This window comes from Dactylosporangium salmoneum, assembly GCF_039532525.1.
In the GTDB taxonomy this organism is placed as follows: domain Bacteria; phylum Actinomycetota; class Actinomycetes; order Mycobacteriales; family Micromonosporaceae; genus Dactylosporangium; species Dactylosporangium salmoneum.
This window is the reverse complement of sequence record NZ_BAAARV010000033.1, coordinates 116,915-128,796: the sequence shown is the minus strand read 5'-3', so window position 1 is coordinate 128,796 and position 11,882 is coordinate 116,915. Positions and strand designations below refer to the sequence as shown.

Genomic DNA, 11,882 nt, shown 5'->3' with positions numbered 1-11,882 from the left:
GCCGGGCCGCCGCCCGCGCGTCAGGACTTCGTGAGGGAGACGGCGTCGAGGGCGACGCCGCACTGGCTGTGGTCCGCGGTGGCGTCGGTGAAGGCGAGCGTGGCCGTGGGGCCGGTCGCCGTGACCTGGACCTGTTGGCGGGTCCAGCCCATGTCGGTGCCGTTGTGGCCGGTCGTGTCGAAGGTGGTGGTGGCCGCCGTGGCGCCGTTCCAGGTGACCGTCAGCGTCTTCAGCGGCTGGCCGCAGACGGGGTTGCCGGCCTGGTACCAGCTCAGGACGTAGGTGGTGCTCGCCGTGGTGGGCACGGTCTGGGTGATCGTGCCGGAGGAGGCGCCGGCCAGGTCCAGCGACTGCGCGCCCTCCTGGGCCGCCCAGTAGCTGCCGACCTGGTCGACGCTGCCCGTCACCGTCCAGCCGGGCATGGCGGTGGAGCCGTTGCCGTACTCCGCGAAGCCGCCGACGCCGTCCGGGCTCTCGAAGCCGCCGTTGGTCACGAGCTCGCCCGCGGCCGGCGGGGCCACGGCGACGGTCTGGGACTTCGCGGCGGACAGCGCCGTCGCCGCGTTGCCGGTCAGGCCGACGTCGAGGATGCAGTCGTTGAGGTACGCCGGGTCCGTCACCCCGGCCGCCTGGCAGGTGACGATGGCGGCCTGCCGCACCGCCGCGGACAGGTCGTCGACGGTCGCGACGGCGGACGGGAACGTGAGGTCGGTGAAGGTCGCGGTGCTCTGCCCGGTGGCGTAGTCGAACAGCGACTCGGCCTGGGTGATCCGCCAGCTCGCCGAGTACGCGCCGTAGAGCTGCGCCGCGGTGGCCGGGTTGGGCAGCGCGACGCCGGCCCGGGTCACGAGGTCGTCCGAGGGATCGCGGTTGGCGTTGCCGAGCAGCCCGCTCACGTGGCCTGCCTGCGCGGCCGAGAGCCCGACGGACAGGTCGAGGTAGCCCCCGCCGGCGTAGCTCACGATCGCGAAGGTGCCGTCCGGCCAGGTCACGCTCGCCCGCCGGGAGCCGGTGTCGTTGGTCAGGGTCCCGCCGCCCGGCAGCGTCGTCGAGGCGGCGGTGACGCTCTTGCCGTCGACCGTCATGGTCACGGCCGAGCCGCCGGTGGCGAGGTACACCGCGGCCCGGTGCCCGGCGACCTGGAACGCTACGGCGGTGTTGCCGGCGACGGTCCGCGACGTGCCGGCCCACGGCGACTGCCGTACCTGCACGGCCAAGTCGTCGCGGTCGGAGCGCGCCGCGACGAACTCGCCGACCTGCTGGAAGTCGTAGTGCGCGCCGTCGAACGTGGTCAGGTGCGGGTCGCCGGACATGGTGGCGTCGCCGCCGCTGCACTGCCGGACGGCCTGCCAGGCCGAGTTGTCGGCCGACTGGGCGTCGGCCAGCGCCCTGCGCGCCGCCGCGTCGGCGTCCTGCGCCTTCTTCAGCGCGTCGTTGGCCGCGTCGAGGTCCTTCTGCCGCTGCCCGTGCGTCGCGGCCGCGCTCGCGGCGACCTTGAACGCGTCGTCGTAGCGGCGCTGGAGGTCCGGCAGCCGCCGGGCCGCATCGTCGCGCTCGGGCTTGCGCCGGACGAGCTCCAGCTCGTCGCCGCGCATCTTGTTGAGCGCCGAGTAGAGGTCGAACGCCCGCTTCACCAGCTCGGCCGACGGCCGGATGATCTGCAGGATCGCGACGATCACGGCCGCCGACGCCAGCGCCTCGCCCAGCTCGGCGACCGCCAGCACGATCGCCCCTGCCCGGACGAGCGCGCTGGAGCCGGCCAGCGCCTTGCCGGTCCGCTCCAGGACCTCCTTGAGCAGATCGACGATCCGGTCCTCCTTCTCGTGCGAGAGGCCGTTGAACAGCTCGGCGTTGCGTTGCAGGGCCGCCGTCGCATCGGCGTCGGTGGTCTCCTTCAACCGGTCGTAGGCGGCGATGGTGGCCTTGGCGTCGTTCAGGGCCTTCGCCGCCGCGTCCAGCGCCTGGTCGGCGCGGTTGCTGGCGGTGGTGCTCTGGTCGAGGGCCTGCTGGGCCTTCTGCTGGGCCTGCTGGGCCTTCGCGAGGGCTGCCTCGGCCTCGTTGTACGCGGCCTCGGCGGCGGCCAGCTGCTGGTCGCTGTGCTGCAGCTGCTGCATCACCGTGGTGCAGTCGACCGCGCCGGCGGCGTGGGCTTCACCGGGCACGAGCGCCCCCACCACGGCGGCGACGGCCACCGACGCGGTGAGGGCGCGCAGGGTTCTTCTCCGCGTGTGCATTCGCATTGCTGTCCCCTCAGCGGAAAACGGAGGTCGGCCTGAATACCGACACGAATATCGTTCGTGGGCACTCCGGCGCCGGACAAGGTCGCGGAAAGCGTTATGGCAGGTCGGCCACCACCGTTGAGCTGGGGTGTCTTCCCGCCCGGATGTTCGGTTGCCGCCATTCGACGTTCGGCCCCGTCGTACCGGTTCGCCATTTGACCGCGCCAATTCTTTTGCGCCGGTCCGGCCGATTTCCCGCGAATGCGACCAGTGCCGCGGGCGGGTTGCATGAACAGCGCCGCCGTTCCGCACTGCGCGAAACCCCCGCGCTCTCGGCGGCACATTTCCATCAGCTCGGCAAACGCCGAGCGTTGCAAACCAGCCACCCAGCAAAGACCCACGTCCCTCACCGACGCGTCTCCGCCGGCCCGTCACACACCGAGGCCCGACGCCCGGGTCCAGACCGCGCAGCACTGTCGGGCACGACCAACGGCAGCCCGCCAAGACCCACGCCGAATCGGCGCGCTCCCTTCAGCTCGACAAACGCCGAGGCCCGCCGGCCGCTTCGGACCCACACCGCCGTCCGGCGCGGCCAGCAGCGCCTCAGCAAGAGCCTGCGCCCGATCGGCGCGCCGCCATCACGTCGGCCAACACCGAGGGCAGTCACACACTGCAGACCGGCGACGTCGTCCGCCGCGGGCGTGGGGGTGAATTGCGCCTCTTCCGACAAGTCGGGCACGGTGTGTCGCGACTTGTCGGATTTATGCGGTGTCGGGGTATAAATCGGATAAGTCGTGGCACGCCAGCGCTCGACTTATCCGGGGAGATCTTGGCAGCGCGGAGCCGGCGGGGGCTTGATCCAGGGTGGGTGGGGGCTGGCGGGCGTGGCTCTTGGCACGGCGGCGCCGGCAGGGAGGCCCCCAGGGCCGACCGGTGTCTGACGGGAGCAACGGTCGTAAGTTACACGGACCGGAGTCCCAAAAGGCTCTTACCCGCGCCGCTGCCGCAGCCGCGCCAAGGCCTCCTGCAGGATCGCCTCGCCGTCCGCGTCGGAGCGGCGCTCCTTAACGTACGCGAGATGCGTCTTGTACGGCTCCGGGTGCGGCCGCTCCGGCGGCGCCTGCTCGTCCTGGCCCGCCGGGAGGCCGCAGCGCGGGCAGTCCCAGGTGGCCGGGGGCGTGATCTCGGCGGCGAAGGCCGGGGAGGTCACGTGGCCGTTGGCGCAGAAGTAGGTGACGCTGCGGCGAGGGGCCTGCTCGCCTCGCTCGGCCCAGCGCATGGGGCCGGAGCCGACTCGGGACCCGCGGATGGCGTTGCCAGCTGCCACGGCTGCTCGCTCCTGTTCGTCGGGGGGTGCGACGTCGCGCGGAGGCAGGATGGTGGGCGAAAACACCTGCGCGCGGTCACTCTATCGACCGCGCGCAACGTGAGGAAACTCAGGCTCCGCCGTTTTGCACAATCTTGAGCCAGAGGCCGAGGCCCACGATGCAGGCGAACCAGATGATGCCGACCAGCAGGGTGTAGCGGTCGAGGTTCTTCTCGGCGACCGAGGAGCCGGCGAGGCTGGAGGAGACACCGCCGCCGAACATGCTCGACATGCCGCCGCCCTTGCCGCGGTGCAGCAGCACGAGCAGGGTCAGCAGCACGCTGGTGATGACCAGCAGCACGATCAGGGTGTAGGCGAACGCCGTCATGGCGCGGTCGTCCTCTCGGTGGGCGGTCTTCTGAGCTGTACCGGACGGAAGCTTACTAGGCGAGGCCGAGCGCGCACAGGTCGGGCTGCCCGAACTGCGGGTGGATGAAGCCGCCGCGGATGTTCGTGCCGGCCATGCGCAGGGACTTCATGTAGACGATCGGGATCACCACGGCCTTCTCGGCGATCTTCTGGTCCAGTTCGCCCCACAGCCTGTACTGCCGATCGGGCACCGACTCGGCCAGCGCGGCCGAGATGGCGTCGTTGACCTCGGGGTCGTCCAGCAGGCCGTAGTCCTGGTTGTTGGTCGCGTTGGCCTTGGTCGGGATCAGCCGGCCGTCGAAGAGTGGCGGAATGACCGCGGAGCCGTTCGCCCAGTCCGGGATCCAGCCGGACCACAGCAGGTCGTTGGTGTTCGCCGGGTTGCCGATGACGTCGAAGTACGTCTCCGGGTCGATCCCGTTGATCTTGAGCTGGATGCCGATCTGCTGGTAGCTCTCCACGATCGTGGTGGCCAGGCGGCGGATGTCCTTCTGGTCCGGGATCGCCAGGGTCAGCGTGGGCGGGCAGGGCTTGCCGGCGTTCTTGGCCTCGTCCATGAGCTTGATCGCCACGTCGGGCTTGCCCTCGAGGTTGTTCGCACTGTCGTAGAGGTCGAAGTTCTTGTGGGCCTTCAGCTGCGGGGCGATCATCGTGGTCGCGTAGTCGCCGTAGATCGAGCCGCCGGCGGCCGCGCGGAACTTGCGCTTGTCGAAGGCGTAGATGAGGGCCTGGCGGCACTGCAGGGTCGGGATCCGCCGGCTGTTGATCGCGATGTAGCGGATGCCGCCGTAGCTGCCCTGCACGGACCGGGCGGACAGGTCCGGATCGTTGACGACCTGCTGCACGAAGTTGGGCGCGACGTTCTTGTCCAGGTCGATCGTGTCGGCGAAGTCGCCGTCGCTGGTGATCAGGTTGGACGTGACGGTCGGCAGGTCCCCGTTGGCCTCGATGACGATCTTTTCGGGGTAGGCCTTGCGAACGGTGTCGGTCTTGGCGTCCCAGTAGGAGTTGCGCACGTACACCAGCTGCTGGTCGGTGACCTCCTGCAGCTTGTACGGCCCGTTGGAGAACGGCTTCTTGTCGTAGTCGTTCTTGGTGTCCTGCTTGGCCGGGACGGGGGCGAAGAGCGACATCGCCACCGTGTACCCGAAGTCGCCGATCGGCTGGTTCAGCACGAAGCGGATGTTCTTGGTGTCCACGCACTGCACGGACTGCAGGCCCTTGCCGCCGTTGTTGCCGCCGACGAAGGGGCCGGCGTAGCCGTCCGTGTCGGCGAGGTAGGTCTTGGCGTACGGCTGGGCGACCGAGAACAGCCCGGAGAAGCTGCGCTCGACGCCGTACTTGACGTCGGCGCAGGTGATCGGGGTGCCGTCCTCCCAGCGCACGTCGTCCTTGAGCTGGAAGTCCCAGACCCGGTTGCCCTCGCTCGGGCGGCCGGCGTCGGTGGCGAGGTCGCCCACGATCTCGCTGGCGGGCGGGCCGGGCTCGGAGCGGAACGTGGTGAGCGTGCGGGAGACGAGCCGGCTGACGTTGGCCTCGGTGGCCGTGGCGACCCGCTGCGGGTCGAGGTGCGCCGGCTTGGCGCTCACCACCACGTGGAGCGTGCCGCCCTTCCTCGGCGGCTGGGGCCCGTTCTTCGCGTCGGCGTCGCTGCACCCTGCGGTTGCAAGCAGCGCCAGTCCGGCAAAAGTCGCGAAAAGGGCACGACGGCGGCGCGTGTCGAACAACATGCTCGTCCTCACGGCGCGGCCCGCGGGAGGATCACCCGTTCGTGGCGGATGAGCCGGTGCCCGCTGGCTCGTCGCCAGGTCAAGGGGTGGTGGACGCAGCCACTCTAGGCGCCGGTGGACCGCCGCGGAACAGGGGGTGGCCCGCACAACACAACGTCGCGCGACCTGCGAGAGGTCGCGCGACGCTGGGTGTTTCCGCAGTTACCGGGGCCTACTTGCCGAGACGGACAATCCTGGCAAAGCCCTCGGCGTCGATGCTCGCGCCGCCCACGAGGGCGCCGTCGATGTCGGGCTGCTCGATGATCGCCGCGACGTTGTCGTGCTTCACCGAGCCGCCGTAGAGGATGCGCACCCGGTCGGCGGTGCCGCCGGAGTACTTCTCGGCCAGCCGGGTGCGGATCGCCCCGATGACCTCCTGCGCGTCCTGCGGCGTGGCCACCTTGCCGGTGCCGATCGCCCAGACCGGCTCGTACGCGATGACGATCTTCTCGACCTCGTCGGTCTTGATCTTCTCCAGGCCGGCGTCGAGCTGCGCGAGGGTGTAGCCCACGTGCTCGCCGGCCTCGCGGATCTCGAGGCCCTCGCCGATGCACAGGATCGGGGCGATGCCGTTGGCCAGCGCCGCCTTCACCTTGGCGTTGACCAGGGCGTCGTCCTCGCGGTGGTACTGCCGGCGCTCCGAGTGCCCGACGACCACGTACTGGCAGCCGAGCTTGGCCAGCATGGCCCCCGACACCTCGCCGGTGTAGGCGCCCGAGGCGTGCGCGGAGATGTCCTGCGCCCCGTAGCCGATCAGCAGCTTGTCGCCGTCGACCAGCGTCTGGATGCTGCGGATGTCCACGAACGGCGGCAGGACGACCGCCTCCACGTCGTTGAGCTGCTGCTCGTTGAGCGTGAAGGCCAGCTTCTGCACCAGCGAGATCGCCTCGAGGTGGTTCAGGTTCATCTTCCAGTTGCCGGCCATCAGCGGCCGGCGTCCGGTTACCTCTGCCATTGCTCAGGCCTCCAGCGCGGCGATACCGGGCAGGGTCTTGCCCTCGAGGAACTCGAGGGACGCGCCGCCGCCAGTGGAGATGTGGCTGAACCCGTCCTCGGGGATGCCCAGCGCGCGGACCGCCGCGGCCGAGTCGCCGCCGCCGACGACCGTGAAGCCGTCGACCTTGGTGATCGCCTCGGCGACGCCGCGGGTGCCGGCCGCGAAGGGCGCCAGCTCGAACACGCCCATCGGGCCGTTCCAGAAGACGGTCTTCGCGCCCTCGAGGGCGGCCGCGAACGCCGCCACCGACTCGGGGCCGATGTCCAGGCCGAGCTCGTCGGCCGGGATGGCGCCCGCGCCGACCGTCTGCGTCGCCGCGTCGGCCGCGAACTTGTCCGCGGTCACCACGTCGGTCGGCAGCACGATCTTGTCGCCGCCGCGCTGCAGCAGGTCCCTGCAGGTGTCGACCATCTCGTCCTGCAGCAGGCTCTTGCCGACCTCGTGGCCCTGGGCCTTGAGGAAGGTGAAGCACATGCCGCCGCCGATGAGCAGCTTGTCGACCTTCGGCAGCAGCGCCTCGATGACGGCGAGCTTGTCGGAGACCTTCGAGCCGCCGAGCACGACGACGTACGGCTTCTCGGCCTCGCCCGTGAGCTTCGAGAGGACCTCGAGCTCCTTGGCGACCAGGTAGCCGCTGTAGTGCGGCAGGAGCGCCGCCACGTCGTACACGCTGGCGTGCTTGCGGTGCACGGCGCCGAACGCGTCGTCGACGTAGACGTCGCCGTGCGCGGCCAGCTCCTGCGCGAACGCCTTGCGCTCGCCCTCGTCCTTGCTGGTCTCCCCCGCGTTGAAGCGGAGGTTCTCCAGCAGCACCAGGTCGCCGTCGGCCCCATCACCGAAGGCCACCGGCGCGCCCAGCAGCTCGCTCAGGCGGGCGGCAACGGGCGCGAGGGTGTACTTCGGGTCGGGCGCGCCCTTCGGGCGGCCCAGGTGCGACATGACGGTGATCTTGGCGGCGCCGGCCTCACGCAGGGCGTTGATGGTCGGCAGGACCGCGCGGATGCGGCCGTCGTCGGTGATGCGGTCGCCGTCGAGCGGGACGTTCAGGTCGGCGCGCAGCAGCACGCGCCGACCGGCGACGCCCTCGCTCAGGAGGTCGTCGAGCGTCTTCACAGGCCGGCGCCGACCAGGGTGACGGCGTCGACGAGGCGGTTGCTGTAGCCCCACTCGTTGTCGTACCAGCCGACGACCTTGACCTGGTTGCCGATGACCTTGGTCAGGCCCGCGTCGAAGATGCACGACGCCGGGTCGGTCACGATGTCGGTGGAGACGATCGGGTCCTCGGTGTAGACCAGGATGCCGCGCAGCGCGCCCTCGGCGGCCGCCTTGATCGCGGCGTTGACCTCGTCGACCGTGGTCTCGCGGCCGACGGTGACCGTGAGGTCGGTCGCCGAGCCGGTCGGGACCGGCACGCGCAGCGCGTAGCCGTCGAGCTTGCCCTTGAGCTCGGGGATGACCAGGCTGATCGCCTTGGCGGCACCGGTCGAGGTCGGCACGATGTTCAGCGCGGCGGCGCGGGCGCGGCGCAGGTCCTTGTGCGGGCCGTCCTGCAGGTTCTGGTCCTGGGTGTAGGCGTGGATCGTGGTCATGAGGCCACGCTCGATGCCGAACGTGTCGTTGATGACCTTCGCCATCGGGGCCAGGCAGTTCGTGGTGCACGAAGCGTTCGAGATGATCGTGTGCTTCGCCGGGTCGTACTCGTGCTCGTTGACGCCGAACACGATCGTCAGGTCCTCGTTCTTGGCCGGAGCCGAGATGATGACCTTCTTGGCCCCGCCCGCCACGTGGACCTTGGCCTTCTCCGCGTCGGTGAAGATGCCGGTCGACTCGATGACGACGTCGGCACCCAGCTCGCCCCAGGGCAGCTTCGACGGGTCACGCTCAGCGAGCGCCTTGAAGGTCTTGCCCGCGACGGTGATCTCGTCCGCGGTCGCCTTGACCTCCTCGCCCAGGCGGCCGAGGATGCTGTCGTACTTCAGCAGGTGCGCCAGCGTCGCGTTGTCGGTCAGGTCGTTCACGCCGACAATCTCGATGTCCGCGCCCTTGGCCAGGGCCGCACGGAAGAAGTTGCGGCCAATACGGCCGAAGCCGTTGATGCCAACCCGGATGGTCACTTCGACACATCTCCTCGTCACGTCGCGCCCCGGCCGTTGCTTGCCGGCACCGGGCGCCAGATGAGTGTTATTGGCTCGCCCACCCTGAGTACCGCCGGTCCGGCGTTGTTTTGCGGCGGCGATCGAACAGCGAGGAGCGACCCGAGTCGGCCTCATCGCCGAACAACTGGAACCCTATCGTCTCGAACCGGTCACGATCCCGCCGGGGTGTCGGAGCACACGTTTCCAAACCATGATGACTCAGGTCCGCGCAGCCAGGGCGCCGTTGCTCCCGACAGTGACCGGTCGGCCCCTGGGGGCCTCCCTGCCAGCGTCGTCGTGCCAAGGACGGACGGCCCCCTAGCCGACCAGCATCTCCGGGGTTACGGCCGACTCGGTGTCCGGAATGCCCAGATCCCGGGCCCGCTTGTCGGCCAGGGCGAGCAGGCGGCGGATCCGCCCCGCGATCGCGTCCTTGGTCAGCGGCGGGTCGGCCAGCGCCCCCAGCTCCTCCAGCGAGGCCTGCCGGTGCTCCAGCCTCAGCGTGCCGGCGCTGGACAGGTGGTCGGGCGCGGTCTCGGCGAGGATCTCCATCGCCCGCGCCACCCGCGCCGCCGCGGCGACCGCGGCCCGCGCCGAGCGGCGCAGGTTGGCGTCGTCGAAGTTGGCCAGCCGGTTCGCGGTCGCCCGCACCTCCCGGCGCACCCGGCGCTCCTCCCACGTCAGCACGCTCTGGTGCGCCCCGATGCGGGTCAGCAGCGCCGCGATCGCGTCGCCGTCCTTGACCACGACCCGGTCGACCCCGCGCACCTCGCGGGCCTTCGCGGTGATCCCGATCCGCCGCGCCGCCCCGACCAGCGCGAGCGCCGCCTCGGGCCCCGGGCAGGTGATCTCCAGCGCGCAGCTGCGCCCCGGCTCGGTCAGCGACCCGTGCGCCAGGAACGCACCGCGCCACGCCGCCACTGCGCAGCACATGTTGGCCGACACGACGTGCGGCGGCAGCCCGCGCACCGGCCGCCCGCGCACGTCGAGCAGGCCGGTCTGCCGCGCGAGGGCCTCGCCGTCCTTGACCACGCGCACGATGAAGTGGCTGGCCTTGCGCAGTCCGCCGGATGCCAGGACGTGGATCTCGCTGCCGTACCCGTACACCTCCGACACCTCGCGCCGCAGCCGCCGCGCGGCCGCGTTGGTGTCGAGCTCGGCCTCCACGACCACCCGTCCGGAGACGATGTGCAGCCCACCGGCGAATCGCAGCAGCGCCGCCATCTCGGCGCGCCGGCAGCAGGGCTTCGCCACGTCCACCCGGCTCAGCTCGTCCTTGACCGCAGCGGTCATCGCCATTCTGTCGTCACCTCGCGGTTCGTGTTCAGCATCGCGTCGTGTGGTTCGTTCATGTCGTAGTACGTGCCTAGCTGGTCGTAGTGCGTGCCTAGCTGGACGTTCATGCGGTGCCTGCCCGGGTCGGGCCGTGCTGTGCGGCCCCGGCGCGGGCCCCGTTCCCGGCGTGCCCCGCTCCCGGGCCACCCCCGTTCACGCCGGCGTGGCCGTTCGCGCCACCACCGGCGGCGTGCACCCCCGCGCCGCCGTTCCCCGCAGCGCCGCCGTTCCCCGCAGCGCCGCGGTCCCCCGCAGCGCCGCGGTCCCCCGCAGCGCCGCCGTCCCCCGACGCGGCCTCGCCGCCGGGGCGGGCGCGCAAGAGGGGCCGCAGCGCCGCCGCCAGCGCCTGCGGGTCGTGCCTCGGCGCCCCGTCGCCGACCGCCACCGGGGCGAGCACCAGTCGCGCACCCAGCGATTCTGCCGCACGATGGACCGGTTCGGGGTCGCCTACGGCTTTCCCGTCGGCAAGAACTACATCGACCTGCAGCCCGGGTAGGTAACGATGCAGGGCCGCGAGGTGCTCCGGCAGGGTCAGCCCCGCCGTCTCGCTGTCGGCGGCCAGATTGAGCGTGACCAGCCGATGCGCCCGGCTGTCCCGGATCGCCGCCGCCAGCCCCGGCACCAGCAGGTGCGGAATCACGCTGGTGAACCACGACCCCGGCCCGAAGAGCAGCCAGTCCGCGTCCAGTACCGCCTGCACCGCCTCGGCGCACGCCTCGGGCTCGGCCGGCGTCAACCGCACCCGGTCGATGGTCTTCGCCGTGACCGCCACCTCGTGCTGACCACGCACGGTGACCACTTCGCCACCGTCGGACAGGTCGGCCTCGATGTGCAGCGGATCGCGGGACATCGGCAGCACCCGGCCGCCGCACCGCAGCATCGCCGCCGCCCGATCGAGCGCCAGCACGGGATCGCCGGCCATCTCCAGCAGCGCGCAGAGCACCAGGTTCCCGACGGGATGCCCGGCGATGTCGTCCGCCCCGGCGAACCGGTGCTGGAACAGATCGGCCGCAGCCGTCTCCTCGGCCAGCGCCGCCAGCGCCTGCCGCAGGTCCCCGGGCGGCAGGATGTCCCGCGTCGCCCGCAGCCGCCCGCTCGACCCGCCGTCGTCGGCCACGGTCACCACCGCGGTGATGTCGAGCGGCCGCTCCCGCTGCACGATCCGCAGCGCCCGCAGCTTGGCGGAGAGCCCGTGCCCTCCGCCGAACGCCACCACGCGTACGGCCTCCCGGCCGCCGTCCCCGCCGGTCATCCACTCTCCCCAGGCCGCGCCGCCGGGATGCTCTCGCCCCCACCACTCACCGGCACGCCGCCCCACGTCACAAGGCCGCGCACGCCGCCGCCCACCGCCCGCGCAACGGCCGGACGGCGCACCTCGACGCCCGCCACACCCGCAACGGCCGGACGGCGCACCTCGACGCCCGCCACACCCGCAACGGCCGGACGGCGCACCTCGACGCCCGCCACACCCGCAGCGGCCGGACGGCGCACCTCGAAACTCGTCACACCCGCAACGCCCTGGCGGCGCACGTCGACGCCTGCCACACGCGTGCCGGGCCGACGGGGCGAGCCGGGCACGCTGCTGCCCGTCGGCCGTGCAGCGGTCGATCGGCGCAGGTCGTCGCTCGTCGCGCGCACGCCGGGCCGGAGGGTCGGGGTGTCCTTCTCCCCGTCCCTCGTCCGCGCCCCCGG

General features: G+C 71.4%; 9 protein-coding genes and 1 pseudogene. All 10 read right to left on the bottom strand.

The window, feature by feature from the left end; translation table 11 throughout:
• Nucleotides 1-20 precede the first annotated feature (20 nt).
• The 10 genes and pseudogenes from ABD352_RS22475 to ABD352_RS22430 all read right to left on the bottom strand — a co-directional run bounded on the left by ABD352_RS22475 (nt 21) and on the right by ABD352_RS22430 (nt 11,828).
• A complete protein-coding gene (locus tag ABD352_RS22475; RefSeq protein WP_344614414.1) occupies nt 21-2,240 on the bottom strand; it encodes a choice-of-anchor C family protein in 2,220 nt (739 codons plus the stop codon).
• A 967-nt stretch (nt 2,241-3,207) separates the two neighbouring features.
• Nucleotides 3,208-3,546 carry an RNA polymerase-binding protein RbpA gene (locus tag ABD352_RS22470; RefSeq protein ID WP_344614413.1) on the bottom strand — a complete coding sequence of 113 codons (339 nt, stop codon included), beginning with the start codon at nt 3,544-3,546 and terminating at the stop codon, nt 3,208-3,210.
• 109 nt (nt 3,547-3,655) lie between these two features.
• On the bottom strand, nt 3,656-3,913 hold the full coding sequence (secG, locus tag ABD352_RS22465) for a preprotein translocase subunit SecG (protein WP_344614412.1): 258 nt from the start codon (nt 3,911-3,913) through the stop codon (nt 3,656-3,658).
• A 55-nt stretch (nt 3,914-3,968) separates the two neighbouring features.
• Nucleotides 3,969-5,546, bottom strand: a complete 1,578-nt coding sequence (locus ABD352_RS22460; RefSeq protein ID WP_344614411.1) for an ABC transporter substrate-binding protein — start codon at nt 5,544-5,546, stop codon at nt 3,969-3,971.
• 349 nt (nt 5,547-5,895) lie between these two features.
• Complete coding sequence (gene tpiA, locus ABD352_RS22455; protein ID WP_344614410.1) at nt 5,896-6,678, bottom strand: triose-phosphate isomerase; 783 nt, start codon at nt 6,676-6,678, stop codon at nt 5,896-5,898.
• 3 nt (nt 6,679-6,681) lie between these two features.
• Entirely contained in the window at nt 6,682-7,833 is a 1,152-nt protein-coding gene (locus ABD352_RS22450; protein WP_344614409.1) for a phosphoglycerate kinase, read from the bottom strand.
• Complete coding sequence (gene gap / locus ABD352_RS22445) at nt 7,830-8,834, bottom strand: type I glyceraldehyde-3-phosphate dehydrogenase (protein ID WP_344614408.1); 1,005 nt, start codon at nt 8,832-8,834, stop codon at nt 7,830-7,832. The genes ABD352_RS22450 and gap overlap by 4 nt, the downstream gene beginning before the upstream one ends.
• Nucleotides 8,835-9,173: 339 nt before the next feature.
• Entirely contained in the window at nt 9,174-10,154 is a 981-nt protein-coding gene (gene whiA, locus ABD352_RS22440) for a DNA-binding protein WhiA (protein WP_344614407.1), read from the bottom strand.
• A 340-nt stretch (nt 10,155-10,494) separates the two neighbouring features.
• Nucleotides 10,495-11,442, bottom strand: a pseudogene (locus ABD352_RS22435) (gluconeogenesis factor YvcK family protein); the annotation flags it as partial.
• Nucleotides 11,439-11,828, bottom strand: a complete 390-nt coding sequence (locus ABD352_RS22430; protein ID WP_344614406.1) for a hypothetical protein — start codon at nt 11,826-11,828, stop codon at nt 11,439-11,441. The pseudogene ABD352_RS22435 and the gene ABD352_RS22430, both read right to left, overlap by 4 nt.
• Nucleotides 11,829-11,882: the final 54 nt, after the last annotated feature.